The organism is Streptomyces sp. XY006, from assembly GCF_002237655.1.
Classification (GTDB): Bacteria; Actinomycetota; Actinomycetes; order Streptomycetales; family Streptomycetaceae; genus Streptomyces; species Streptomyces levis.
Genome location: NZ_NOKT01000039.1, coordinates 49,681 through 72,073, shown reverse-complemented (window position 1 = coordinate 72,073; position 22,393 = coordinate 49,681). Strand labels below are relative to the sequence as shown.

Annotated in this window: 26 protein-coding genes; 12 read left to right on the top strand and 14 right to left on the bottom strand. The window is 72.5% G+C overall.

What is annotated here, in order from left to right:
- Positions 1 to 143 precede the first annotated feature (143 nt).
- A complete protein-coding gene (locus CHR28_RS33565; protein ID WP_094057503.1) occupies positions 144 to 344 on the bottom strand; it encodes a DUF6578 domain-containing protein in 201 nt (66 codons plus the stop codon).
- Positions 345 to 447: 103 nt separating this feature from the next.
- Between CHR28_RS33565 and CHR28_RS33560 the strand changes: the two genes are divergently transcribed.
- Positions 448 to 1,248, top strand: coding sequence for a site-2 protease family protein (locus tag CHR28_RS33560; protein ID WP_094057502.1), 801 nt, complete (start codon positions 448 to 450; stop codon positions 1,246 to 1,248).
- 4 nt (positions 1,249 to 1,252) lie between these two features.
- On the opposite strand, the gene CHR28_RS33555 is transcribed toward CHR28_RS33560, so the two are convergent.
- The 3 genes from CHR28_RS33555 to CHR28_RS33545 are packed head-to-tail and all read right to left on the bottom strand — an operon-like array spanning position 1,253 to position 3,328.
- Entirely contained in the window at positions 1,253 to 1,492 is a 240-nt protein-coding gene (locus CHR28_RS33555; protein WP_179272648.1) for a hypothetical protein, read from the bottom strand.
- Positions 1,493 to 1,496: 4 nt separating this feature from the next.
- Positions 1,497 to 2,216 carry an NADPH-dependent F420 reductase gene (gene npdG / locus CHR28_RS33550; RefSeq protein ID WP_094057500.1) on the bottom strand — a complete coding sequence of 240 codons (720 nt, stop codon included), beginning with the start codon at positions 2,214 to 2,216 and terminating at the stop codon, positions 1,497 to 1,499.
- 38 nt (positions 2,217 to 2,254) lie between these two features.
- The gene (locus CHR28_RS33545) at positions 2,255 to 3,328 is read right to left on the bottom strand and encodes a sialidase family protein (protein ID WP_094057499.1); all 1,074 of its coding nucleotides are present in this window, start codon (positions 3,326 to 3,328) and stop codon (positions 2,255 to 2,257) included.
- Positions 3,329 to 3,447: 119 nt separating this feature from the next.
- Between CHR28_RS33545 and CHR28_RS33540 the strand changes: the two genes are divergently transcribed.
- Positions 3,448 to 4,050: a hypothetical protein gene (locus CHR28_RS33540; protein ID WP_094057498.1), complete on the top strand. Its 603-nt coding sequence runs from the start codon at positions 3,448 to 3,450 to the stop codon at positions 4,048 to 4,050.
- 57 nt (positions 4,051 to 4,107) lie between these two features.
- On the opposite strand, the gene CHR28_RS33535 is transcribed toward CHR28_RS33540, so the two are convergent.
- Positions 4,108 to 4,338, bottom strand: coding sequence for a hypothetical protein (locus CHR28_RS33535; protein ID WP_094057497.1), 231 nt, complete (start codon positions 4,336 to 4,338; stop codon positions 4,108 to 4,110).
- Between the two features lie 58 nt (positions 4,339 to 4,396).
- Here CHR28_RS33535 and map point away from each other — a divergent pair, with 58 nt between their 5' ends.
- Positions 4,397 to 5,254 (top strand): type I methionyl aminopeptidase, encoded by an 858-nt coding sequence (map, locus tag CHR28_RS33530; protein ID WP_094057496.1) that lies wholly within the window; start codon positions 4,397 to 4,399, stop codon positions 5,252 to 5,254.
- Positions 5,255 to 5,443: 189 nt separating this feature from the next.
- Positions 5,444 to 6,091, top strand: a complete 648-nt coding sequence (locus CHR28_RS33525) for a biliverdin-producing heme oxygenase (RefSeq protein ID WP_094057495.1) — start codon at positions 5,444 to 5,446, stop codon at positions 6,089 to 6,091.
- 82 nt (positions 6,092 to 6,173) lie between these two features.
- Here CHR28_RS33525 and CHR28_RS33520 read toward each other — a convergent pair whose 3' ends face one another.
- A complete protein-coding gene (locus CHR28_RS33520) occupies positions 6,174 to 6,383 on the bottom strand; it encodes a hypothetical protein (RefSeq protein WP_094057494.1) in 210 nt (69 codons plus the stop codon).
- A 98-nt stretch (positions 6,384 to 6,481) separates the two neighbouring features.
- Positions 6,482 to 7,126, bottom strand: coding sequence for a PhzF family phenazine biosynthesis protein (locus tag CHR28_RS33515; RefSeq protein WP_094057493.1), 645 nt, complete (start codon positions 7,124 to 7,126; stop codon positions 6,482 to 6,484).
- A 198-nt stretch (positions 7,127 to 7,324) separates the two neighbouring features.
- Between CHR28_RS33515 and efeO the strand changes: the two genes are divergently transcribed.
- From efeO to CHR28_RS33495, 4 genes are all read left to right on the top strand, one after another.
- A complete protein-coding gene (gene efeO, locus CHR28_RS33510) occupies positions 7,325 to 8,473 on the top strand; it encodes an iron uptake system protein EfeO (protein WP_094057492.1) in 1,149 nt (382 codons plus the stop codon).
- Between the two features lie 13 nt (positions 8,474 to 8,486).
- On the top strand, positions 8,487 to 9,728 hold the full coding sequence (gene efeB / locus CHR28_RS33505; RefSeq protein ID WP_094057491.1) for an iron uptake transporter deferrochelatase/peroxidase subunit: 1,242 nt from the start codon (positions 8,487 to 8,489) through the stop codon (positions 9,726 to 9,728).
- Between the two features lie 4 nt (positions 9,729 to 9,732).
- A complete protein-coding gene (efeU, locus tag CHR28_RS33500) occupies positions 9,733 to 10,563 on the top strand; it encodes an iron uptake transporter permease EfeU (RefSeq protein WP_094057490.1) in 831 nt (276 codons plus the stop codon).
- A 102-nt stretch (positions 10,564 to 10,665) separates the two neighbouring features.
- A complete protein-coding gene (locus tag CHR28_RS33495) occupies positions 10,666 to 11,658 on the top strand; it encodes a hypothetical protein (protein WP_094057489.1) in 993 nt (330 codons plus the stop codon).
- Between the two features lie 30 nt (positions 11,659 to 11,688).
- Here CHR28_RS33495 and CHR28_RS33490 read toward each other — a convergent pair whose 3' ends face one another.
- Positions 11,689 to 12,420 carry a bifunctional DNA primase/polymerase gene (locus CHR28_RS33490; RefSeq protein WP_094057488.1) on the bottom strand — a complete coding sequence of 244 codons (732 nt, stop codon included), beginning with the start codon at positions 12,418 to 12,420 and terminating at the stop codon, positions 11,689 to 11,691.
- 249 nt (positions 12,421 to 12,669) lie between these two features.
- Between CHR28_RS33490 and CHR28_RS33485 the strand changes: the two genes are divergently transcribed.
- Positions 12,670 to 13,527, top strand: coding sequence for a glycerophosphodiester phosphodiesterase (locus CHR28_RS33485; protein ID WP_094057510.1), 858 nt, complete (start codon positions 12,670 to 12,672; stop codon positions 13,525 to 13,527).
- Here the strand turns inward: CHR28_RS33485 and CHR28_RS33480 are convergent.
- A complete protein-coding gene (locus CHR28_RS33480; protein ID WP_094057487.1) occupies positions 13,506 to 14,153 on the bottom strand; it encodes a TetR/AcrR family transcriptional regulator in 648 nt (215 codons plus the stop codon). The two genes, CHR28_RS33485 and CHR28_RS33480, sit on opposite strands and share 22 nt — an antisense overlap.
- Positions 14,154 to 14,260: 107 nt before the next feature.
- Here CHR28_RS33480 and CHR28_RS33475 point away from each other — a divergent pair, with 107 nt between their 5' ends.
- The gene (locus tag CHR28_RS33475) at positions 14,261 to 14,467 is read left to right on the top strand and encodes a DUF6243 family protein (protein WP_179272647.1); all 207 of its coding nucleotides are present in this window, start codon (positions 14,261 to 14,263) and stop codon (positions 14,465 to 14,467) included.
- A gap of 178 nt (positions 14,468 to 14,645) precedes the next feature.
- Here the strand turns inward: CHR28_RS33475 and CHR28_RS33470 are convergent, their stop codons facing one another.
- Positions 14,646 to 15,641 carry a small ribosomal subunit Rsm22 family protein gene (locus CHR28_RS33470; protein WP_094057485.1) on the bottom strand — a complete coding sequence of 332 codons (996 nt, stop codon included), beginning with the start codon at positions 15,639 to 15,641 and terminating at the stop codon, positions 14,646 to 14,648.
- A 218-nt stretch (positions 15,642 to 15,859) separates the two neighbouring features.
- On the opposite strand from CHR28_RS33470, the gene CHR28_RS33465 reads away from it, so the two are divergent.
- A complete protein-coding gene (locus CHR28_RS33465) occupies positions 15,860 to 16,312 on the top strand; it encodes an SRPBCC family protein (RefSeq protein WP_094057484.1) in 453 nt (150 codons plus the stop codon).
- A gap of 98 nt (positions 16,313 to 16,410) precedes the next feature.
- Here the strand turns inward: CHR28_RS33465 and CHR28_RS33460 are convergent, their stop codons facing one another.
- The 3 genes from CHR28_RS33460 to CHR28_RS33450 all read right to left on the bottom strand — a co-directional run bounded on the left by CHR28_RS33460 (position 16,411) and on the right by CHR28_RS33450 (position 19,628).
- Positions 16,411 to 16,983 (bottom strand): DUF4231 domain-containing protein, encoded by a 573-nt coding sequence (locus tag CHR28_RS33460; RefSeq protein ID WP_094057483.1) that lies wholly within the window; start codon positions 16,981 to 16,983, stop codon positions 16,411 to 16,413.
- A 225-nt stretch (positions 16,984 to 17,208) separates the two neighbouring features.
- Entirely contained in the window at positions 17,209 to 18,378 is a 1,170-nt protein-coding gene (locus tag CHR28_RS33455; RefSeq protein WP_094057482.1) for a serine hydrolase domain-containing protein, read from the bottom strand.
- Complete coding sequence (locus CHR28_RS33450; protein WP_094057481.1) at positions 18,330 to 19,628, bottom strand: multidrug effflux MFS transporter; 1,299 nt, start codon at positions 19,626 to 19,628, stop codon at positions 18,330 to 18,332. Before CHR28_RS33450 ends, CHR28_RS33455 begins: the two co-directional genes overlap by 49 nt.
- Positions 19,629 to 19,713: 85 nt before the next feature.
- On the opposite strand from CHR28_RS33450, the gene CHR28_RS33445 reads away from it, so the two are divergent.
- Entirely contained in the window at positions 19,714 to 20,760 is a 1,047-nt protein-coding gene (locus tag CHR28_RS33445; RefSeq protein ID WP_094057480.1) for a Gfo/Idh/MocA family protein, read from the top strand.
- On the opposite strand, the gene CHR28_RS33440 is transcribed toward CHR28_RS33445, so the two are convergent.
- Positions 20,747 to 22,387, bottom strand: coding sequence for an alkaline phosphatase D family protein (locus tag CHR28_RS33440; protein WP_094057479.1), 1,641 nt, complete (start codon positions 22,385 to 22,387; stop codon positions 20,747 to 20,749). The two genes, CHR28_RS33445 and CHR28_RS33440, sit on opposite strands and share 14 nt — an antisense overlap.
- Between the last annotated feature and the right edge of the window lie 6 nt (positions 22,388 to 22,393).

The following is a 22,393-nucleotide window of genomic DNA, read 5'->3' as shown; positions in this document are numbered from 1 at the left end:
CCCGCAGCGCCCGGCTCCGCGCCCCGGCCCCGGCGGGGTCCGGCCCCGCGCCGCCCGACCGGGCCGCGGACGTCCCGGGGGCAGCCGGCGCGGTGGCGCGCCGCGTCCGGTCCCGCTCCCCGGGCGTGCGCCCACCATTTGGCTCACCCACGCCGACGCCCCCGCCACACGGTCACCGCGCTCAGCCCCTCCGGCAGACCCGCCAGGTCGGCCGAGGGCAGGCTCTGGCTCTCGGGGGCCGGGTCCTGTGAGGGCAGGGGTCGGCTCACCTCGTCGTCCACCGTCGGCGGCGTGCCGCAGCACTGCGTCCGCCAGTCCTTGTCGATCACGTGCCAGAGCCCCATGGACCCACCCTCCCCGGAACCGGCCGCCCCGCGCGAGACGTTTTCCTCCCGGGCCCGGTACCGTCGGGCGTCCCATCGCGTGTTCGAGAGTGCAGGGAGTCCCATGACCACCGCCACCAGCCGCCACAGTGAGCGGCGGATCAGTCCCGTCTTCGTCGGGATCCTGGCCGTGACGGCGGTCACGGGGTGGGCGACCTGGACCGGGTTCGCCGAGCAGCCCGGGGTCGCCGTGTTCCTGTTCGTGACGGCGGCGTGGATCGTCTCGCTGTGCCTGCACGAGTACGCGCACGCGCGCACGGCCCTGCACAGCGGCGACATCTCGGTCGGCGCGAAGGGCTATCTCACCCTGAACCCGCTGAAGTACACGCACGCGCTGCTCAGCATCGTGCTGCCGGTGATCTTCGTGATCATGGGCGGGATCGGCCTGCCCGGCGGCGCGGTGTTCATCGAGCGCGGGCGGATCCGGGGCCGCTGGAGGCACAGCCTGATCTCGGCCGCCGGCCCGCTGACGAACGTGCTGTTCGCGGTGGTCTGCACGGCCCCGTTCTGGCTGGACGCGCTGGACGGGGTGCCGAACGACTTCCGCTTCGCGCTGGCGTTCCTGGCGCTGCTGCAGGTGACGGCCGCGCTGCTGAACTTCCTGCCGGTGCCCGGACTGGACGGCTACGGCGTGATCGAGCCGTGGCTGTCGTACAACGTCCGGCGCCAGGTGGAGCCGTTCGCGCCGTTCGGCCTGCTGTTCGTGTTCGCCCTGCTGTGGCTGCCGGCCGTGAACGGCGTGTTCTTCGACGTGATCGACGCGATCCTGAAGTCGCTCGGGATCAGCGACGTCGAGACGTACTGCGGCCAGGAGCTGTACCGCTTCTGGCAGGGCTCGAACGAGTTCTGCTCGGCCGCGCCCTGACGACTCAGCCCGTGGCGGACTTCTGCTGCCTGGCGCGCTTGAGGTAGTACCAGCACATGTTGGACGACAGGCCCGCCAGCAGCACCCACACGATCCCCAGGAAGCTGCCCCGGGTGAAGGAGACGACGGCCGCGGCCACGGAGAGGACGCAGACGATCAGGGCGTAGAGGGCAAGGCGGGGCATCTCGGTCGACTCCTGTCGGGGGACACTTCGGGCACTGCTGTGCCGTCCAGTGTCCCCCATCGGCTCATACGTCGGTGACCCGGAGCCCCGCGTGCGCCTTGTAGCGGCGGTTCACGGAGATCAGGTTGGCCACCAGCGACTCCACCTGGTGGGCGTTGCGCAGCCGTCCGGCGAAGATGCCGCGCATGCCGGGGATGCGCCCGGCGAGGGCCTGGACGATCTCCACGTCGGCGCGGACCTCGCCGAGGACCATCACGTCGGTGTCGATCTCGTCGATCTCCGGGTCCTGCAGCAGCACGGCCGACAGGTGGTGGAAGGCGGCGGTGACCCGGGAGTCCGGCAGCAGCGCGGCGGCCTGCTCGGCGGCGCTGCCCTCCTCGGGCTTGAGGGCGTAGGCGCCCTTCTTGTCGAAGCCGAGCGGGTTGACGCAGTCGACGACGAGCTTGCCGGCCAGTTCCTCGCGCAGGGACTCCAGGGTCTTGCCGTGGCCGTCCCAGGGCACGGCGACGATCACGATGTCGCTGCGGCGCGCGGTCTCGGCGTTGTCGGCGCCCTCGACGCCGTGGCCGATCTCCTCGGCGGCGGCCTGCGCGCGGTCGGCGGCCCGCGAGCCGATGATCACCTTCTGCCCGGCCTTGGCGAGCCGGTAGGCGAGGCCCTTGCCCTGCGGCCCGGTCCCGCCGAGCACCCCGACGACGAGTCCGGAGACGTCGGGCAGGTCCCAGGGGTCCTTGGCGGGGGCCTTCTGGGCGATGTCGGTGGCAGCACTGTCGGTAGAGGTCATGGCCCCGACTCTACGGCCGCGGCCCTGCCCCGACCGGTTCAGGTCAGCTCCGCCACCGGCACCCGCCGGAAGGTGATCGTCTCGTAGGCGCCGAAGTCGCCGGTCTCGTACAGCAGCCCCACGGTGTCCGGGTCGACGCGGACCAGGTCGGAGTAGGCGGCGGGCAGTCCGTCCACGGTGTGGGCCGGGCGCCAGGTGGTGCCGCCGTCGGTGGAGGCGCGGATCGTCATCAGGGCGCGGAAGCCCGGGTCGGCGGGCCCGGAGTACAGCAGCACGTCGGGGTCGCGGAGCTGGAGGACGGCGGCCTGACAGACGGGGGCGGTGAGGCCGGCCTGCGGGCGGAAGGGCTTCACCAGGCTCCGGCCGCCGTCGGCGGAGTGGGCGTCGGCGCGGGTGCCGGGCGAGGGGGAGTCGTTGCGGGTGTTGAAGTAGACGCGCCCGTCGGGGAGTTCGGCGGCGGTGGTCTCGTTGGCGTTGACGTGGCCGTCGGGGTTGTCGTCGACGTAGCCGATCCGCCAGGTGGCGCCGTCGTCGTCGCTGAGCAGGCAGTGGCCGCCGTCGTACCGGCCCTCCGTGCCGTTGTCGGTGCCGGTGGGCGGCAGGGAGTGGTTGGCTGGGACGACGACCCGGCCGGTGCTCAGCTGGATCGCGTGGCCGGGGGTGGTGGCGTACCAGCGCCACTGGGGCTTCTTGGTCTCCCGGGTGATCTCCCGCGCCGCCGACCACGTCAGGCCCTCGTCGTCGCTGTGCCGCACCCACACACGGCGTCCGTCCGCCGCGGCCACCCTGCCGCGCCGGATGGCGTCCTCGGTGGCCCGGGCGGCGTTGCGCACATGGACCAGCAGGACGCGGCCGGTGCCGAGGACGACGGGGGCCGGGTTGCCGGCGAGGGCGTCGCCGTTGCGCGCGGCGACCTGGAGCGGGCCCCAGGTGCGGCCGCCGTCCGTGGAGCGTTTCAGCACGATGTCGATGTTCCCGAAGTCGTCCCGGGAGCCGACCCGGCCCTCGCAGAAGGCGAGCAGGGTGCCGCTGCCGGTGGCGACGACGGCGGGGATGCGGAAACTGGCGTATCCCTCCCGGCCGGCGCGGAAGGGGACGCTGGTCTCGGTCATCGGCGGGGCTCCTCCGGGCGTTCGACGACGGAATGCGTGACCGGGCCGCCTACCCAGGCCGGGCGAATGCGCGGTGAACTCCGCGTCACGACCGGCCGGTTCGGGCAGGATGCGGGCCTATGGACGCGGTACGGGTCGCACTGTTGCGGGAAGTGCTCGCCGGGACGGAGTGGCTGGGCGCCACCCGGCGGTTCGCCAGGGCGCTGCGCGGGTCGGTGGTGTCGCACGGGGGCGGTCTGCTGCTCGTCGGCACGCCCGCGTACGAGCCGTGGCATCTCGCGGCGCACCTGGTGGACGAGGCCGCGTGGTCGGGCACCCCGGAGCTGGCCCCGACGCTGGTACGGCATGACGCACGCCCCTCGGATCCGGCGCACCTGGCGGTGGGCCTGGGCCGGCTGGAGGCGGCCCGGCGGGGCGAGACGCTGCTGGTGGTGTCACCCGAGGGGCCTGCCGCACCCCTGCTCGAACGGGTGTCGGACGCCCGCCGCGCCGGGGCGACGGTCCTGGCCCTCGGCCCCGACCGGGGCGAGCTGCCGGCGGTGGCGCACGAGACCCTGGCCGTCCCGGCGGGCTCGGAGCTCGACCTGGACACGGTCCAGCACCTGGTCAGCGCGGCGGCGGGCGAGAACGCGCTGCCCACTCCGCGGGGGCGGCGCCGCTTGCGGGACCGGGTGTCGAGACTGGCGGAACACCTGACGGCTCCGCCGCCGGCCCGCTGGTGAGGCCCGGGCCGTGACGCGAACGGACGCCCGGGGCGGCGGCCCCGGGCGTGCGGTGGGTCAGCTCTCCTCGCGGCCGCCCGCGGGGGCGTCGTGCCACTTGGGGTCGTTCTCCCACTGGAGGTTGCGTTCGCGGGCGGTCTCCATCGCGTGCTCGGCCTCGGTGCGGCTCGCGTACGGGCCGAAGCGGTCCTTGCCCGGGCAGTCGGGCCCCTCCTCGACCTTCTTGTGCTCCAGGCAGTAGTACCACTCGCCCGGCTTGCCGACCGTCCGCTTCTTGAACAGGGCCATGACCAGCTCCTCTCGCCATCGACATGTTCCCCCATGGGCGCTGGTTAGACTCGCTGGCATGTCTGGCCAGTCGCTGCTCGTCCCGGGGGAGCTGTCCCCCACCCGTTCCGTGCCCGGAAACATCCGCCGCCCCGAGTACGTCGGCAAGCCCGCGCCGACGCCGTACACCGGACCGGAGGTGCAGACGCCCGAGACGATCGAGGCGATGCGCCGCGCCGGCCGGATCGCCGCCCGGGCGATGGCGGAGGCCGCGAAGCTGATCGCCCCCGGGGTGACCACGGACGAACTGGACAAGGTGGCGCACGAGTACATGTGCGACCACGGCGCCTACCCCTCGACGCTCGGCTACCGGGGCTTTCCGAAGTCGCTGTGCACCAGCGTCAACGAGGTCATCTGCCACGGCATCCCGGATTCCACCGTCCTGCGCGACGGCGACATCGTCAACCTGGACGTGACGGCGTACATCGGCGGTGTGCACGGCGACAACAACGCCACCTACCTCGTGGGGGACGTCGACGAGGAGTCGCGGCTGCTGGTGGAGCGGACCCGGGAGTCCCTGAACCGGGCGATCAAGGCGGTCAAGCCGGGCCGGCAGATCAACGTCATCGGACGGGTCATCGAGTCGTACGCCAAGCGCTTCGGCTACGGCGTGGTGCGGGACTTCACGGGTCACGGCATCAACTCGTCGTTCCACTCGGGCCTGATCATCCCGCACTACGACAGCCCGCACGCCACGACGGTCATCCAGCCCGGGATGACGTTCACGATCGAGCCGATGCTGACGCTCGGCACGCACGAGTACGACATGTGGGACGACGGCTGGACGGTCGTGACGAAGGACCGGAAGCGGACGGCCCAGTTCGAGCACACCCTGGTGGTGACGGAGTCGGGCGCGGAGATCCTCACGCTGCCGTAGCCCCCGCCGCACCCCCGCCGACGGCCCGCTCTCCCCGGAGGGCGGGCCGTCGGCGTGCCCGGGCCTCTTTGCCGTGACCGCGCCTCTTTGCCTGACCGGAGGTTTTTCCCGACAAGGCGTCGGGAAGTTTACCGACAACCGGTCGGCAAGGCATTGACTTAGGTAACCCTAACCATAGAAAGTGGGCCCATGGAATCCTTCTCGACCCTCATCCGGACCGCTTCCCGCGAGCAGCACGAGGAGGTCAGGGGCTCGACCTTCCTGAGTGACCTGCTGGGGCACAAACTGGGGGTCGACGCGTTCGCGCGCTACACGGAGCAGCTGTGGTTCGTGTACCAGGCCCTGGAGTCCGCCGCCGAGCGGCTGGCCGGGGACCCGGTGGCGGGCCCGTTCGTCCGCCCGGAACTGTTCCGCACGGCGGCGCTGGAGCAGGACCTGGAGTACCTGCGCGGCCCCGGCTGGCGGTCGGCCATCGGCGCGCTGCCGGCCACGCTGGAGTACGCCGGACGGATCACCGAGTGCGCCCGCGACTGGCCGGCCGGCTACGTCGCCCATCACTACACCCGCTACCTCGGCGACCTCTCCGGCGGGCAGATCATCCGGGACACGGCCGAGAAGACGTGGGGCTTCGCCAAGAAGGGCGACGGGGTCCGCTTCTACGTCTTCGAGGAGATCCCCAACCCGGCCGCCTTCAAGCGGGGTTACTGGGAGCTGCTGGACGCGGTGCCCGGGGACGAACTGGAGCGGCAGCGGATCGTGGCCGAGTGCAAGCGGGCCTACGAGCTGAACAACGGGGTGTTCCTGGCGCTGGGCGAGGAGTTCCCGCTGTCGGCGTGAGCCGCCCGGGACGACGGGCGGGGCCCCCTCGCACACGGCGAGGGGGCCCCGGATCCGTCTCGGGAGGAGAGCCGGCCCCGGCTCAGATGTCGAACGGGCCGTTGTGACAGACCGCGCCGCCCCACTCCATCTCGGCGGTCTCGGCCTCGAGCTCACCGAAGTACGGGCTGCACGCCACGTGGTGGCCGTCGCGGTAGTCCCGGCCGTCGTCGTTGGCGGCGGCGGTCGCCGCGCCGGTGGCGGTGACGGCGACGGTCAGGGCGGCTACGGCCAGAGCGGATCGAATGCGCATGAGAGTCCTCTCGCGGTGGTGCTTGGTCACGCCCACTGGTCCCCGTTCGGCGCCGCGCACACACGCTGTTCCACCCGTACGGGCGCGCGCCGCACGGGTCAGCGTTCCAGACGCACCCGGCCGCCGACCTCGGTCCAGCCGCCCGGCTGGGGCGCGGTGAGGATCTGCGAGCCCGCCCCCTGGGTGATGTTCAGGGCCCGGCCCAGCCGGTCGGTGAGCAGCAGGGCCGCCGCCCCGGTCGCCTCGTCCTCGTCGATGCCGTCGTCCCGGCCGGGGAAGGCACGGGCCCGTACCCGTCCGGCGGGCTCGTCCTCCCACGCCCAGGCGTACACCCACTCCCCCGGCGGCGGCACGGGCAGTCGGTCGACCTCGGCGGCGCTGCCGTACTGCCGCAAAGTGCGCGGCGGCACCCAGTCCGCCCGGGCCTCGATCCAGCAGAACTCCCCGTCCTGCCGCGCCCCGGCCACCCCGGCGGGTGTCACCAGTTCGGGCACGTCGAGCAGCCAGGCCGTGCCGACGCAGGGGTGCCCGGCGAAGGGCAGCCGCAGGGTCGGCGTGTAGATGTCGATCACGCCCCGCTCGGGGTCGTCGACGAACACGGTCTCGCTGAACCCGAGCTTCGCGGCGAACGCCTGACGGTCATCCGGACCGGGCAGGACGGACCCCTCCCGCACGACACCGAGTTCGTTGCCGTACCCACCGTTCGGCCCGCAGAAGACGCGGAGCACGTCGTAGTCAGTCACGGGGGCATTCAAGCACCGGCGGGGGCGGACGGCCGACGGGCCGCCCACCCCGGACGGCCGCTCCGGCCCGGTGCCCTGCCGATCACCCCGCGGCGGGAGCTTTGACCGTCCCTTGACTGCTCCATGGCAGCGATTTTGAGTCACTTAGGTAATTCTTATGTGGCTTAGGTGAGCCTCACCTTCCTGTTTGGAGCCTTCATGCGATCCGTCCGACCAGCCTCCGTCCTCCTCGCCGCCGCGGCGGCCCTGACCGCCGTCTCCGGCTGCACCGAGAAGAGCGGCGCGCAGGACGGCGACCGGGTGATCAACGTGACGGCCACGGACGACAAGTGCGAGGTGTCCAAGAAGGAGTTCCCGGCCGGGCACGTCGAACTCGCCGTCGAGAACAAGGGCTCCAAGGTCACCGAGGTCTACGTCCTCTTCCCCGACGACCGCGTGGTCACCGAGCGGGAGAACATAGGCCCCGGCACCAAGCAGCGCGTCACCGCCGAGGTGAAGGCGGGCGACTACCAGATCGCCTGCAAGCCCGGCATGAAGGGCAAGGGCATCCGCCAGGCCGTCAAGGCCACCGGCGGCAAGACCGTCGAGCGCGACCCGCGCCTGGACAAGGCCGTCGCCGCGTACCGCGCGTACGTGCAGCAGCAGGCCGACGAGACGCTGCCGCTCGCCGAGACCTTCGCCAAGGCCGTCCAGGCCGGCGACGTCGCGGCGGCGAAGAAGGCCTACGCCCCGTCCCGCATCGGCTGGGAGCGCACCGAGCCGGTCGCGGAGTCCTTCGGCGACATCGACCCCAAGGTCGACGTCCGCGAGGACGGCCTGGAGGACGGCCAGGACCCCGCCACCGACTGGACGGGCTGGCACCGCCTGGAGAAGGCCCTCTGGCAGGACGGGAAGATCGGCGACCGCGAGAAGGAGCTCGCCGGTCTGCTCGTCAAGGACCTGAAGGACTGGCAGAAGCGGGTCGGCACGGCCGAGATCACCCCCACCTCCATGGCCAACGGCGCCAAGGAACTCCTCGACGAGGTCGCCACCGGCAAGGTCACCGGCGAGGAGGAGCGCTACTCGCACACCGACCTCGTCGACTTCAAGGCCAACGTGGAGGGCGCGCAGACGTCGTACGACCTGCTCAAGCCGGTCGCCCGGGAGAACGACGCGGACCTGGTCGCCGAGCTGGACCGGCAGTTCGCCGCGCTGAACGGGCTTCTCGACCGGTACCGCCCGAACGCCGGCTCGTACGACTTCACCTCCTACGACAAGGTCGGCAAGGCGGACCGCAAGGATCTCTCGGACGCGGTCAACGCCCTCGCGGAGCCGCTGTCGAAGCTCGCCGCGGCCGTCGTCAAGTGACCGGGACCCCACCATGACGGACTCCAACGGACCTTCTCCCTCCCGGCGTTCGCTGCTCGGCTGGGGCGGCGCGGGCCTGGCGCTCGGCGCGGCGGCGGCGGGGGGCGCGGTGGCGATCGCCCGCACGGACGACGACGCCGCCACGCCGGCCGCCGGCACGGCGATCCCGTTCCACGGACCTCACCAGGCGGGCATCGCCACCCCGGTGCAGGACCGCCTGCACTTCGCCGCGTTCGACGTGACCACCGAGGACCGCGCGGCCTTCGCCGGGCTGCTGAAGGACTGGACGGAGGCGGCCCGGCGCATGACGGCCGGCCGGACCGTCGGCGAGGGCGCCTACGGCGGCCTGGCCGAGGCGCCCCCGGACGACACGGGCGAGGCGCTGGGCCTTCAGCCCTCCCGGCTGACCCTGACGATCGGCTTCGGCCCGAGCCTGTTCACCCGGTTCGGCCTCGCGGACCGCCGCCCCGAAGCCCTGGTCGACCTGCCGAAGTTCGCCGGCGACAACCTGGACAAGGCCCGCAGCGGGGGCGACCTGTGCATCCAGGCCTGTGCCGACGACCCGCAGGTCGCCGTGCACGCGATCCGCAACCTGGCCCGCATCGGCTTCGGCAAGGTCGTCATCCGCTGGTCGCAGCTCGGATTCGGCAAGACGTCCTCGACGACGCCCGAGGGGCAGACCCCGCGCAACCTGTTCGGTTTCAAGGACGGCACGCGCAACATCGCGGGCACGGAGACGGACCGGCTGAAGAAGTTCGTCTGGGTGGGCGAGAAGGACGGCCCGGCCTGGATGGCGGGCGGCAGCTACCTGGTCGCCCGGCGTATCCGCATGCACATCGAGACCTGGGACCGCACCTCGCTGCAGGAGCAGGAGGACATCTTCGGCCGCGACAAGGGCGAGGGTGCGCCGGTGGGCAGGGCCAAGGAGCGCGACGAGCCGTTCCTGAAGGCGATGAAGCCCGACGCGCACGTGCGGCTGGCGCACCCCGACGCCAACCGGGGGGCGACGATCCTGCGCCGCGGCTACTCCTTCACCGACGGCACGGACGGCCTGGGCCGCCTGGACGCGGGCCTGTTCTTCCTGGCCTACCAGCGCGACGTCCGCGAGGGGTTCATCCCGATCCAGCGCAACCTGGCGGCGGACGCGCTCAACGAGTACATCCAGCACGTCGGTTCGGCGCTCTTCGCCGTCCCGCCGGGCGTCCGCGACCAGGACGACTGGTGGGGCCGGACGCTGTTCTCCGAGGAGGCCTAGGCCCGTGTTCTCCAACTACCTGATCGGTCTGCGCGAGGGTCTGGAGGCGAGCCTGGTCGTCTGCATCCTCATCGCCTACCTCGTCAAGACGGACCGCAGGGACGCGCTGAAGCCGATCTGGACGGGCATCGGCGTCGCCGTGGCGCTCGCGCTCGGTTTCGGCTGCGCCCTCGAATTCGGCTCGCAGGAGCTGACGTTCCAGGCGCAGGAGGCGCTCGGCGGCTCGCTGTCGATCCTCGCGGTCGGCCTGGTGACGTGGATGGTGTTCTGGATGCGCCGCACGGCCCGGCACCTCAGGTCCGAGCTGCACGGCCGGCTGGACGCCGCCCTCGCGATGGGCACCGGCGCGCTGGTCGCCACGGCGTTCCTCGCGGTCGGCCGGGAGGGCCTGGAGACGGCCCTGTTCGTCTGGGCGTCGGTCCACGCGGCGAGCGACGGCACCCCGCGTCCCCTGCTGGGCGTCGCCCTGGGCCTGCTGACAGCGGTCCTGCTGGGCTGGCTGTTCTACCGGGGCGCCCTGCGCATCAACCTGTCGAAGTTCTTCACGTACACCGGCGCCATGCTGGTGGTGGTCGCGGCGGGTGTCCTGGCGTACGGCTTCCACGACCTCCAGGAGGCCGACTTCCTGCCCGGCCTCAACGACAAGGCCTTCGACATCTCCGGCACGATCCCGCCGGACAGCTGGTACGGCACCCTGCTGAAGGGCATCCTCAACTTCCAGCCCGACCCGACGATCCTCCAAGTCACGGTGTGGCTTCTCTACTTGGTGCCCACCCTGGCCCTCTTCTTCGCCCCGGCCAGGACCGCCCGGGAAGCGGTGGGCGACCGGGCCTGAGGGCGACGGGGTCCGCCGTCCTCCACACCGCCCCGCCCCGGCCCGGCCGCCGGAGGCACCCGGTAGGGTTCGCCTCCGGAAAGGGGAAGGTGAAGGAACCCGATGAGCAGGGATCGCGACCCTCGAACGCTCCGCAGGTCCGCCCGGAGCGCCCTCATAGCAGCGCCAGTGACCGCTTTGTCGCTGACGGCCGGTGGCTGCGTCGTGGTGCACGGCGAACGGGAGATCCTCCCGTCCACCACCCGCGCCGAAGCCGCCGAGGCCCTCCGGCAGTTCACGGCCGCCTACAACAAGGCCGACAGGGCCTACGACGCCGCCCTGGACGCCGACCACACCACGGGCGCCCTCGCCGACATCGACGCGGCCCGGCTGAAGGCCGGCAGGGCGAACAACCCGGACGGCAACCCGAACCACACCCCGCTGAAGCTGACGGACGCGAAGTTCACCATCCCCAAGAAGGCCGGCTGGCCCCGCTGGTTCCTCGTCGACGCCGCCGGCAACAAGGGCGGCAGCGCCCGCTGGCTCCTCGTGTTCACCCGCAGCAGCCTCGACGCCCCGTTCCAGGTGGCGTACCTGACGCTCGTCGCGCCGGGCAAGGTCCCGGAGTTCGAGAAGGACGCGGACGGCTGGGCCGAGTCCGTCCCCGTGAAGTCGGCCGGTCTGGCCGCCGATCCGGGCGAGCTGAGCCGGAGCTACACCACGTATCTGAAGGACGGCGGCGAGACCTTCGCGGACGGCCCGCACACCACCCAGTGGCGCACCCTGCGCCAGAAGAACGCCAAGAAGCCGGGCCTGGTCACCCAGTACATCGACGAGCCGCTGACGAACGGCGACTACGCGCCGCTGGCCCTGCGCACGACGGACGGCGGAGCGCTGGTGTTCTTCACCACGCGCCACTACGAGAAGCAGACGGCGGCCGCGGGCACCTCGGTCCCCGTGCCCAACAAGGACGTGCAGGCCCTGACGAAGGGCGAGATCAAGCAGTCCCTCACGATGGAGTTCGTCTCCAACGAGGTGGCGCTGGACCCCAAGGGCCCGGGCAAGGTGACGATCCTGGGCCGGATCCAGGGCCTGACGGCGGCGGAGGGTTCGTAGCGCGGCCGGCCGGGCGGGTGCGGCGGGTGCTCAGTGCCGCAGGGGCCAGGCCGCCCGCTGGTCGCTCTCCTCACCGGCGTAGCGCGCGCAGACCTCGGTGAGCACCTCCAGCAGGCTCAGCGGATCGGGCAGCGCGTGCTCGGGCCCGCGCACCCACCGCACCGACTGGTCCTCACCGGGCAGCCGCGCCGGCGGTACGAGGACGTAGGAGCCGCGGCAGTGCCAGCGCAGCCCGGGGTGCTCGTCCATCGTCTCGGGGTGGCAGTCCAGCTCGCACGGCCACCACTCGTCCTCGTCCTCGGGCGTACCGCGCGTGAGGGTGAAGAAGAGCATGCGTCCGTCGTCGCTCTCGGCGACCGGCCCGACCTCGACGCCCTCGGCCAGCAGCCGCTCCAACGCGGCGCGACCGGCGTCGAGGGGCACGTCGAGGACGTCGTGCACCATGCCGGTCGCGGTGATGAAGTTGGCCTGCGGCTGATGGCGGGCCCAGCGCTCGACCTGGGCGCGGTCGGTGGTGGACTGCGTCTGCCAGGCGAAGGACACCGGGTGCCGGGCGGGGGTGGGACAGCCGACGCGGTCGCAGGAGCAGCGGTACCCGGCCGGGTGGGCGGCGGGCGCGAGCGGCAGCCCCGCGCCGGCGGCGGCGAGCAGCAGGGCCTCACGGCCGCCGTCCCCGGCGGTCTCCTTGGGCCGGCGCCCCGCGCGCAGCCACTGGGTGAGTTTGCCCTGCAGGCCGGTCCGGCCGCCGAACTCCGCGCTCATCTATCCCCTCGCCTCGCCGTCGTGCGGAACAGCATGCCCTATGGTCCCATCTTCCCGCGCACCGGGGGGCCAGTGCCCACATCCGGGGCATGAGGGCCGAGACACGGACCGGTGGGGCGAGACGTGGACCGGTGGGGCGAGACGCGCACCGGCGGGCGAGGCATATGCCAGGGGACGAAAGGGGGCGCAGCCCGGCCATCGGGTGTCATTGCCCGCTTTGCCAGGACATGGCGTCCTACCGTGTTCGCCATGGTCACAAGCATCGCGCTGACGGCCCTGGCCACCGCGGCATCCGTGGTCCCGCTCGTCCTCACGGGCCCCGCCGGCCGCGCCCCGGCCCCGCTGGAGTGGGGCGCCGGACCGCTGACCGTGGCGGCACTGCCCCGGATCACCTACGTCGCCCACCGCGGCGGCGCCCGCGAGGTCCCCGAGAACAGCATGACGGGCCTGATGGCGGCCTATGAGCGCGGGACGGCGCAGGTGCTGGACTTCGACACCCGGCTGCTGCGCGACGGCACGCCGGTGGTGTTCCACGACGAGACCCTGAACCGCACGACCTACCTGGGCGGCGCGGTGCACGGCCTGGACGCGCAGGAGTGGCAAGGCGTACGGCTGCGCCCGAAGGACCGGCTCCCCGGGAGCTGGCGGTCCGAGCGGCCGCCGACGGTCGCCGAGGTGCTGGACCGTTTCGGCGGCCGGATCGTGCTGATGCTGGAGGCGAAGGACCCGCGGGCCCTGGACCGGCTGGCCGCCCTGATCCGGGCCCGGGGCCTGGCCCGCTCGGTGTTCGTGAACTCCAACGACCCCGAGGTGGCCCGGCGCGCGCACCACCTCGGCCTGCTCGCGCAGGTGTGGCGCTCGGCGGAGCAGCTGCGTACGGACCGCCCCGAGCGCTGGCGGTCGTTCGTCGATCTGCTGGACGTGGACCACCGGGCGCGTGACGCGGACCTGCTGCGGGCGGTGCGGTCGGGGATCCCGCGGGTGTGGGCGCACACGGTGGTGACCGACGCGCAGCGGGACCGGGTGCTGGCGCTGGGCTGCGACGGGGTGATCACGGACGCGCCGGGGCGGCTGGCCCGGGCCGCTCAGCGGGGCGCGAGGCCGTGAAGGGCGTAGTCGACGAGGGTGTCGGTGTACTCGTGGGAGATCGGGCCGGTGTGCTGCAGCCAGCGCTGGGCGAGCGGGGAGATGAAGAACTCCAGCGCGATGCGCAGGTCGAGGCCCTCCCGGACCTGCCCGGCGGCCTGCGCGGCGCGCAGCCGGTCCATGTACAGGTCGAGTGAGGGCTGCAGCAGCTTGGCCACGAGCTCGCGCCCGAGCTGCTCGTTGACGACGCCCTCGGCGGCCAGCGCGCGGGACGGCGCCTCGAAGCGGGGGTCGCGCAGTTCGTCGACGGTGGCGCGCAGGACGGTCTTGAGGTCGGCGGCGATGTCCCCGGTGTCCGGGAAGGTGTACGACACCGGCTCCGCCGAGGCCTCCTGCTGGGACCGTTCGGCCAGGTCGAGGAAGGCCTCCATCAGCACGTCCGCCTTGGACGACCACCACCGGTAGATCGTCTGCTTCCCGACGCCGGCGCGGGCGGCGATTCCCTCGATGGTGGTCTTCGGGTAGCCGACCTCGACGACGAGGGCGAGGGCGGCGTCGTAGATGGCGCGGCGGGACTTCTCGCTGCGGCGGGTGGAGTCGGGGGCGGACTTGCCGGGGGCGGGCTGGGCTGACCTCTGGGCGGACATGGGTCGAATTTATCAGGTTGACAAGACGGAGCGTCTCGCGGAGAGTGAAGGGGTCATTGCGAGACGAACCGTCTCGTTCCATCTGTGGTGTGAGGAGTGAGCCCGACATGGCCCGAGGTGGAGCCGGAAACATGCTGGGAGTCGGCGGTTCGCGCAGGAACCTCGGCCGCGAGGCCCTGCGGGGCGGCGGCCGGGGCGGCCGGGTCGGCGGCGGACTCGATCCGCAGGCCCGGAAGCGGGAACTGCTGCGCAAGCTCCAGGAGAAACGGCAGCAGCAACGACAGGAGGGCAGCGCACAAGAGGGCTCCTCGTGAGCCTCCCGGTCCGGAGGGAGGGCGCCCCCTGGCGCGCGGGATCCTGCAGGGGCGGGATCCTGCGGGACCTGGACTCGTCGGTCGGCTCCCGCCCGGGGTGAGAGCGCCCCTCGGGCGGGATCCTCCCGGGGCGGGACCCGTCGGTCGGCGTTGCCGCGCGCCGAGCGGCTGGGCCGACTCAGCCGGCGGGGGTGGCGGGCGGCCAGGGGTCTCCCCAGTCGGCGTCCCGGGCCGCCTTGTAGAGGTCGCCGTGGCGTTTGGTGACGGTGGCGCGGCGCAGGGACGGCTCCGTCTCGCACAGGTCCAGCAGGACCTGGCCCTTGCGGATCTGGGGGCGCCGCACGACCCGGGAGGGCGCCGGTTCGACGGGGAAGCGGGCGGCGGCGACGTAGCTGAACTTCTCGTCCTCGTAGGCGAGGGAGCCGCCCTTGACCTGGCGGTGCAGGGAGGAGCGGCTCACCCGGGCGGAGAAGTGGCACCAGTCCGTGCCCGGGGCGATGGGGCAGGTGGCGCTGTGCGGGCAGGGGGCGGCGATGCGGAAGCCGGCGCCAATCAGCCGGTCGCGGGCCTCGATGACCCGGGCGTAGCCGTCGGGGGTGCCGGGTTCGACGATCACGACGGCTTGGGCGGCGGCCGCGGCGGCGTCGACGAGGGCGGTGCGGTCGGGGGCGGTCAGCTCGTTGAGGACGTACGAGACGGTGACGAGATCAGTGCTCTCCAGGGAGAGCGCCGCTCCGATCCGGGAGCGCTGCCAGCGGACGTCGCGCAGGGCGGGCCGGTCCGCGGCGATCTCCCGGCCGAGTGCGAGGGCCGGCTCGGCCCAGTCGAGCACGGTGACGGGCCGCTCCCCCTCCCAGGTGGCGCTCACAGCCCAGGCCGCGGCGCCCGTGCCGCCGCCGACGTCGGTGTGCGATCCGGGCGTCCATCCGGGCGCGGCCCCGGCGAACGCCGCCAGCGCCGACCGCACCGCCTCGAACGTCGCCGGCATCCGGTAGGCGGCGTACGCGGCGACGTCGGCCCGGTCCCGCAGGATCGGCGCGTCGGTCGGGGTGGTGCCCCGGTAGTTGCTGATCAGCCGCTCCACGGCCTGCGCGGCCTGCCGGGGCGGCAGCCCGTCGAGCAGACCGGCGAGGGCGGCGCGGAGGGAGTCGGCAGCGGGCACGGGGACGTTCACCCGGCGATTCTACGAGGGGCCCGGCCCCCACCGGACTCCCCGTCCGACCCGCTGGACTCCCTCGTCCCGCCGCCGCCGGACTCCCCCGTCCGGCCCCGCCGGACTGCGCACGCGGCCTGCCGCGCAGCACGCTGGAACCCCTTCCCACGTCGAGCCCCGCTGCCCCGCTGCCCCGCTGCCCCGCTGCCCCGCTGCCCCGCTGCCCCCGGAGTGTGCCCATGGCCCGGAACCGCCGTCTCATCCTGAGCTCGCCGTCGGAGGTCTGGGACCTGCTGTCGGACGGCCACCGCTACGGGGAGTGGGTGACGGGTACGCGCCGGATCCTCGCGGCCGACGCGCACTGGCCCGCCGAGGGCGCCCGGCTGAAGGTCCGCGTCGGGGCGGGGCCCCTCACCCTGGACGACACCTGCGTCGTCCGCATCTGCAAGCCGGGCCGCCGCCTGGAACTGGAGGCCAAGGCCGACCCGTTCGGCGCGGCCCGCATCGCCATGCACCTGCTCCCCTGGGGCGGCCACACCCTGTTCACCCTGGACTGGCACCCCCTCCGCGGCCCCGGCACCCGCATGCACGGCCTCCCCGTCGACTACCTGGTCGCGGTCCGCAACGGCATGATGCTGACGAAGCTGGCCCGAATCGCGATCCGGGAGCGGAACGGGAACGGGCAAAGGTAGCGGCGAAGCAGCGCGCTCTCCCTGGGATCCTGCGCTGATGGGGAGACGCTTGCAATTCACCGAGCAGGTGGCCCGGTTGGTGGAGCCGGCGGGCCGTCTTAGGGGAGAGCGGCCTGGCCGGGGTTCTGCTTGCTGCGCCTGATCGCCTCGACCACCTTTTCAGGTGACTGGATAGCCGAAAAGAACGCTTCGTGCTCTTGATTGAGCGTGCTGAAGATTTGCTTCACGGCTTCACGCGTCTTGTCGAGCGCATCCAGTTGCTTGTTGGCCGAGTCACCGTAGATCAGGCCGATCAGCTCCAGTTCCCACTCCCCCAGAATCGACGCGAGAAGGATGCTCTGACTCCTGTACGTTCCCCAGCTGTTCTGCCAGCCGAAGAAGGACTTCAGGGCTGCACTTACGGCGACCACCACGCTGACCGTGGCCAGCAGGCCCGTGTTCGTGCTGGTCTGGTCATAGACGAACAAGAGCGGCAGGGTGACGCCCAGGATGATTTCGATGCCCCCGACGAGGCGGAACCAGATCGCGGACGACCGCCCCAGGAAGCGCGACCTTTTCTGGTTGGTGACCAGGACTCTTTTCATGACCTGATCACAATCGGGGAAGTGCGTGGCGATATCCGAGTGCCAGGCGAAAGGCGCATTCCTGCGCGCGCGCCATCTGCTCACCATGGGCCCCCACCCCTATTCCTTGAATACTGCCCGACTTGAAGCCCGATGCCGCCGCTCATTCATATCGCGAGGAGTCCACCGGGCAGGTGATCCTACCGATCCCTATTGCCCCTCGGAGTCACATCATGCGAGGCACGTAGAGAAGACGGACTGAACCGTTACATCCCGGTCTGATGTTCGAGCATCCTGCCTATTGCGCAATGCCGTTGACTCTCGCGAGCGCAATCAACGCACAGCCCTCGCCACCCGGGTCGCCGCCGCTGCTCTCGGGGCGTTGTCCGGGCGTCTTCGGCGGGGGTGGACTGCGTTCGTCAGGAGGATGAGGAACGTGTCCGTCGCCGGGTCGAGGATCAGGGACGTGCCCGTGAAGCCCGTGTGGCCCGCCGCTCCGCGGCCCGCGAGGTCGCCCATGAACCAGGGCTGGTCGAGGGTGAAGCCGAGGCCCGGTGGGGTGAAGAGGAGTTCGACGAAGTCGGGGCCGAGGATGCGGGCGGGGCCGTAGGAGCCGCCCGCGAGGAGGGTGCGGCAGAACACCGCGAGGTCGCGGCCCGTGGAGAAGAGGCCCGCGTGGCCCGCCACTCCCCCGAGCGCCCAGGCGTTCTCGTCGTGCACCTCGCCCCGCAGCATGCCCCGGTCCGCCTTGGCCCAGGGCCGCCGCTGGTCCTCCGTCGCCGCCGCCCCGGGGCACGGCCCGAAGTCCGTCGCCGTCATGCCGAGCGGCCGGGTGATGCCGTCGTGGATGAGGACGTCGAGGGTGCGGCCGGTGAGGCGTTCCAGGACGTGCTGGAGGAGGAGCATGTTGAGGTCGGAGTAGCGGTGGGTGCCGGGTGCTCCGACCGGGGCCTCCGAGCGCAGGGCCGCCAGGCGTTCGGCGTCGTCGGCGCAGTCGTAGAGGGGGAGTTCGGGGCGCAGCCCAGACGTGTGGGTGAGGAGCTGGCGGACGGTGATGCCGTGCCGGGCCGCCGCCGTGAAGTCGGGCAGGTACGCGCCGACCTTCGCGTCGATGCCCAGCGTGCCGCGCTCGATCTGCTGCACGGCGGCGACCGCGGTGAACAGTTTGGTCAGGGACGCCAGGTCGAAGGGGGTGCCGACGGTCATCGGGACCCGCTCCTCGGGGGGCAGTTCCACACCGGCGTCGGTGGTCTCGTCGTAGGCCGCGTAGCGGACGGCCCAGCCCGCCGCCTCCTCGACGGCGATGACCGGGCCGCGGCCCACGACCAGCACCGCGCCCGGTGCCCAGGGACGCCGCCCGGTGGTGAGGACGTGGACTTCACGGACGAGGTGACGCAGCTCCGCGGGGTCGAGTCCGGCCCGCTCCGGCGTGCCGTCGCGCAGTCTCGGTGCGCTCAGCGGTCCGCTCCCTCCACACTCGCGCGGGCCCTCCAGGGTCGGCACATTCCCACGAAGCAGGCCAGCGCCACCAGTGCGGCGGCCAGTTGGACGACGGCCATCGGGAGGGCGGTGTCCTCCCCGGCCACGCCGACCAGCGGGGAGGCGATCGCCCCGACGAGGAAGGAGGACGTGCCGAGCAGGGCGGAGGCGGAGCCGGCGGCGTGCCGGGTGCGCATCAGGGCGAGCGCCTGGGTGTTGGGCAGGGTGATGCCCATCGCGGACATCAGCACGAACAGCGCGACGGACACGGGCGCGAGCCCGACCTCGCCGAACACGCCCAGGGACATCAGCAGCAGCGCGGTCGCGGCCGTGATGACGATCGCCAGGCCGACGCCCAGCACCTTGTCCAGGCTGACCCGGCCGACCAGGACCTTGCCGTTGATCTGGCCGACGACGACCAGCCCGATCGAGTTGAGGCCGAACAGCAGGCTGAACGTCTGCGGGGAGGCGCCGTGGATCTCCTGGATGACGAACGGAGACGCGGAGATGTAGGCGAAGAGGGCGGCGAAGGCGAAGCCGCCGGTGAGCGTGTAGCCGGCGAAGGAGCGGTCGGCCAAAAGGGTGCGCATCGCGCGCAGGGCCTCGCCGACGCCGCCGCTGTGCCGTTCGGCGGGCGGCAGGGTCTCGGGGAGCTTCGTCCAGACCAGGACGCCGATGAGGACGCCGACGACCGTGAGGACGGCGAACACGCCCCGCCAGTCCGTCACGCGCAGCACCTGCCCGCCGATCAGCGGCGCCACGATCGGTGCGACCCCGGAGATCAGCATGAGGGTGGAGAAGAAGCGGGCCATGGCCATGCCGTCGTAGAGGTCGCGCACGACGGCCCGGGCGATGACGATCGCGGCGGCGCCCGCGAGGCCCTGGGCCAGCCGGAAGGCGACGAGGAGTTCGACGGTGGGGGCGAGCGCGCACAGGACGGTGGCGACGACGAAGAGGGCGAGCCCGGCCAGCAGCGGGCGGCGGCGCCCCCAGCGGTCGCTCATCGGCCCGACGACGAGCTGCCCGAGGGCCATGCCGGCCAGGCAGGCGGTGAGGGTGAGCTGGACGGTCGCGGCGGGCGCGTGCAGGGAGCGGGTGACCTCCGGCAGCGACGGGAGGTACATGTCCATCGCCAGGGGCGGTACGGCGGTCAGGCTGCCGAGGAGGAAGGTGACCAGGAGCCCGGTGCGGCGGTGCGATGTGAGGTCGGGGGGTTCCGTCCCGGTCGCGGCCCCCTGCGCGGTCTTCGATATGGACGCCCCACCCTCGGGCATGAGTCCCTCCCTGTTCGCGTCGGTCGCCACCTATGCTCTCAGCTCGTACGGACTGCTAGGGGTCACGAGGCGGAGGCGGGCGGGCATGACGGTGGACACGGTGCGGTGGGGGATCCTGGCGACCGGAGGGATCGCGGCCGCGTTCACCGCGGATCTGGTCGACCTGCCGGACGCGGAGGTCGTGGCGGTGGCCTCGCGCTCGCAGGAGTCGGCGCAGGCGTTCGCGGAGCGGTTCGGGATAGCGCGGGCCTACGGCGACTGGAACGCGCTCGCGCGGGACGAGGACATCGATGTCGTCTACGTCGCCACGCCGCACACGGCGCACCGGGCGGCTGCCGGGCTGTGCCTGGCGGCCGGGCGGCACGTGCTGTGCGAGAAGCCGTTCACACTGAACCTGCGCGAGGCGGAGGAACTCGTCGCGCTGGCGCGGGAGCACGGGCGCTTCCTGATGGAGGCGATGTGGATGTACTGCAACCCGCTGGTGCGGCGGCTGAAGGCGCTGGTGGACGACGGGGCGATCGGTGAAGTGCGCAGCGTGCAGGCCGACTTCGGCCTCGCGGGCCCCTTCCCGCCCTCGCACCGGCTGCGCAACCCGGAGCTGGGCGGCGGCGCGCTGCTCGATCTGGGCGTGTATCCGGTGTCGTTCGCGCAGTTGCTGCTCGGGGAGCCGTCGGACATCGCGGCGCGAGCGGTGCTCTCGGACGAGGGCGTCGATCTCCAGACGGCGGCGGTGCTCTCCTGGGAGAGCGGCGCTCTCGGTTCGGTGCACTGCTCCATCGTGGGCGGTACGGCCACCGCCGCCTCGGTCACCGGCTCCCGGGGCCGCATCGACATCCCGCACGGCTTCTTCTTCCCGGAGGGTTTCGTGCTGCACCGGGACGGCCGCGACGCCGAGGAGTTCACGGCCGACCCGGCGGACGGCCCGCGCAACAGCATGCGCCACGAGGCGCTGGAGGTCATGCGGGCCGTGCGCGCCGGCGAGACCGAGTCGCCGCTCGTCCCGCTCGACGGCACCCTCGCCGTGATGCGGACGCTCGACGCGATCCGGGACCGCGTCGGCGTCCGCTACCCCGGTGAGACTCCGGGCGAGACCCCGGACGGGGGCCGCGCCGCGGAGCTCACGCCGGTCTGAGCCCCTGCCTGCCCACCTCCGTCACGAAGGACGCGGCCGTCGTGACCGGCGCCCCCTGCCGGGTCACGTACGGCACCGTCCTGAAGTCGGCGCGTGCCGCCTGCCGTCCGAGCTCGACGGTGACGTAGCCGCGCCGGCCGTTGAAGAACTTCAGATGCGGGTTGGCGGACATGTAGGTGTCCCACGTCGCGGGCTTGTCGGCGCCGTCCCGGCCGCTGGAGATCGAGGTCGCCACGATCTCCGTGCCGAGCGTGGCGGAGGCCGGGTCGTCGAAGTCGTCCTTGATGTCGAAGGCGTAGGCGGAGTGCACGTCGCCGCTGAGCACCATCAGGTTCTCCACGCCGGCGGCCTTCGCGCCGTCCAGGACGCGGCGGCGGGAGGCGCTGTAGCCGTCCCAGGCGTCCATCGACACGCGGGACGGGGTGGTGGCGTCCATGTGCCGCCGGGCGAACAGCACTTGCTGCGGTACGACGTTCCACAGCGCCCGCGAGGAGCGCCAGCCGTCGAGCAGCCACCGCTCCTGCGTGGCGCCGGTCATGGTGCGTGCCGGGTCGTCGGACTCGGGGCCGGGCACGTGCGCCTTGTCGCCGTAGGCCTGGTCGGAGCGGTACTGGCGGGTGTCCAGGACGTCGAACTGGGCGAGCCGGCCCCAGGTCAGGCGGCGGTACAGCCGCATGTCGGGTCCGGCGGGGCGCTGGGGGCGGCGCAGGGGCTGGTTCTCCCAGTAGGCGCGGTAGGCGGAGGCGCGGCGCAGCAGGAACTCCTCCGGCGGGACGTCGTTCTCCGGGATGCCGCCGGCGTAGTTGTTCTCGGTCTCGTGGTCGTCCCAGGTGACGACGAAGGGGTGCGCGGCGTGTGCGGCGGCCAGGTCCGGGTCGGACTTGTAGAGGGCGTACCGCAGCCGGTAGTCCTCCAGGGTCAGCGTCTCGCGCCGGAACACGTCGGGCAGGGTGCGGTCGGTGTACTTGCGCTGGCCGCCGACCGCGTCGACGGCGTACTCGTAGAGGTAGTCGCCCAGGTGGAAGACGAGGTCGACGTCCTCGGCGGCGAGATGGGCGTAGGGGGTGTAGTAGCCGTCGTGGTAGGCCTGGCAGGAGACGGCGGCGAGGGTGAGGGACGCCACGCGGCTGCCGGGGCCGGGGGCGGTGCGGGTGCGGCCGGTGGGGCTGGTCCAGCGGCCGGCGCGGAAGCGGTAGTAATAGACGCGGCCGGCCTCCAGGTGGCCGGCCTCGACGTGGACGGTGTGGTGGAACTCGGGGTGCGCGGTGGCGGTGCCGCGCCGGGCGACGCGGCGGAAGAGCTCGTCGTGGGCCAGCTCCCAGTGCACGGTGACGCGTTCGGCGGGCAGTCCGCCGTCGGCCTGGAACGGCACGGGCGCGAGGCGGGTCCACAGGACGACCGAGTCCGGCAGGGGATCGCCCGAGGCGACGCCCAGTGTGAAGGGGTCGTCGGTGATGCGCGCCGCGTCGAGTTCGGCGGCGGCCGCGACTCCGGGGGCGGGCAGGTTGGTCGCGAAGGCCAGCGCGGCGGCGGCGCCGGTGGTGGTGAGGAAGCGTCGGCGGCCGATGTGGCGGGCGGCCGCGCGGAGTTCGGGGGCGTGCTGGGACGGGTGTGCTGCGGGTGTCATCCGGTC

What these genes read in the sequence shown, in the direction of transcription:
- CHR28_RS33565 (WP_094057503.1), bottom strand. Translation starts at nt 344, where the DNA reads ATGGGGCTCTGGCACGTGATCGACAAGGACTGGCGGACGCAGTGCTGC.
- CHR28_RS33560 (WP_094057502.1), top strand. Translation starts at nt 448, where the DNA reads ATGACCACCGCCACCAGCCGCCACAGTGAGCGGCGGATCAGTCCCGTC.
- CHR28_RS33555 (WP_179272648.1), bottom strand. Translation starts at nt 1,492, where the DNA reads ATGGGGGACACTGGACGGCACAGCAGTGCCCGAAGTGTCCCCCGACAG.
- npdG (WP_094057500.1), bottom strand. Translation starts at nt 2,216, where the DNA reads ATGACCTCTACCGACAGTGCTGCCACCGACATCGCCCAGAAGGCCCCC.
- CHR28_RS33545 (WP_094057499.1), bottom strand. Translation starts at nt 3,328, where the DNA reads ATGACCGAGACCAGCGTCCCCTTCCGCGCCGGCCGGGAGGGATACGCC.
- CHR28_RS33540 (WP_094057498.1), top strand. Translation starts at nt 3,448, where the DNA reads ATGGACGCGGTACGGGTCGCACTGTTGCGGGAAGTGCTCGCCGGGACG.
- CHR28_RS33535 (WP_094057497.1), bottom strand. Translation starts at nt 4,338, where the DNA reads ATGGCCCTGTTCAAGAAGCGGACGGTCGGCAAGCCGGGCGAGTGGTAC.
- map (WP_094057496.1), top strand. Translation starts at nt 4,397, where the DNA reads ATGTCTGGCCAGTCGCTGCTCGTCCCGGGGGAGCTGTCCCCCACCCGT.
- CHR28_RS33525 (WP_094057495.1), top strand. Translation starts at nt 5,444, where the DNA reads ATGGAATCCTTCTCGACCCTCATCCGGACCGCTTCCCGCGAGCAGCAC.
- CHR28_RS33520 (WP_094057494.1), bottom strand. Translation starts at nt 6,383, where the DNA reads ATGCGCATTCGATCCGCTCTGGCCGTAGCCGCCCTGACCGTCGCCGTC.
- efeO (WP_094057492.1), top strand. Translation starts at nt 7,325, where the DNA reads ATGCGATCCGTCCGACCAGCCTCCGTCCTCCTCGCCGCCGCGGCGGCC.
- efeB (WP_094057491.1), top strand. Translation starts at nt 8,487, where the DNA reads ATGACGGACTCCAACGGACCTTCTCCCTCCCGGCGTTCGCTGCTCGGC.
- CHR28_RS33495 (WP_094057489.1), top strand. Translation starts at nt 10,666, where the DNA reads ATGAGCAGGGATCGCGACCCTCGAACGCTCCGCAGGTCCGCCCGGAGC.
- CHR28_RS33490 (WP_094057488.1), bottom strand. Translation starts at nt 12,420, where the DNA reads ATGAGCGCGGAGTTCGGCGGCCGGACCGGCCTGCAGGGCAAACTCACC.
- CHR28_RS33485 (WP_094057510.1), top strand. Translation starts at nt 12,670, where the DNA reads ATGGTCACAAGCATCGCGCTGACGGCCCTGGCCACCGCGGCATCCGTG.
- CHR28_RS33480 (WP_094057487.1), bottom strand. Translation starts at nt 14,153, where the DNA reads ATGTCCGCCCAGAGGTCAGCCCAGCCCGCCCCCGGCAAGTCCGCCCCC.
- CHR28_RS33475 (WP_179272647.1), top strand. Translation starts at nt 14,261, where the DNA reads ATGGCCCGAGGTGGAGCCGGAAACATGCTGGGAGTCGGCGGTTCGCGC.
- CHR28_RS33465 (WP_094057484.1), top strand. Translation starts at nt 15,860, where the DNA reads ATGGCCCGGAACCGCCGTCTCATCCTGAGCTCGCCGTCGGAGGTCTGG.
- CHR28_RS33460 (WP_094057483.1), bottom strand. Translation starts at nt 16,983, where the DNA reads ATGGTGAGCAGATGGCGCGCGCGCAGGAATGCGCCTTTCGCCTGGCAC.
- CHR28_RS33450 (WP_094057481.1), bottom strand. Translation starts at nt 19,628, where the DNA reads ATGCCCGAGGGTGGGGCGTCCATATCGAAGACCGCGCAGGGGGCCGCG.
- CHR28_RS33445 (WP_094057480.1), top strand. Translation starts at nt 19,714, where the DNA reads ATGACGGTGGACACGGTGCGGTGGGGGATCCTGGCGACCGGAGGGATC.
- CHR28_RS33440 (WP_094057479.1), bottom strand. Translation starts at nt 22,387, where the DNA reads ATGACACCCGCAGCACACCCGTCCCAGCACGCCCCCGAACTCCGCGCG.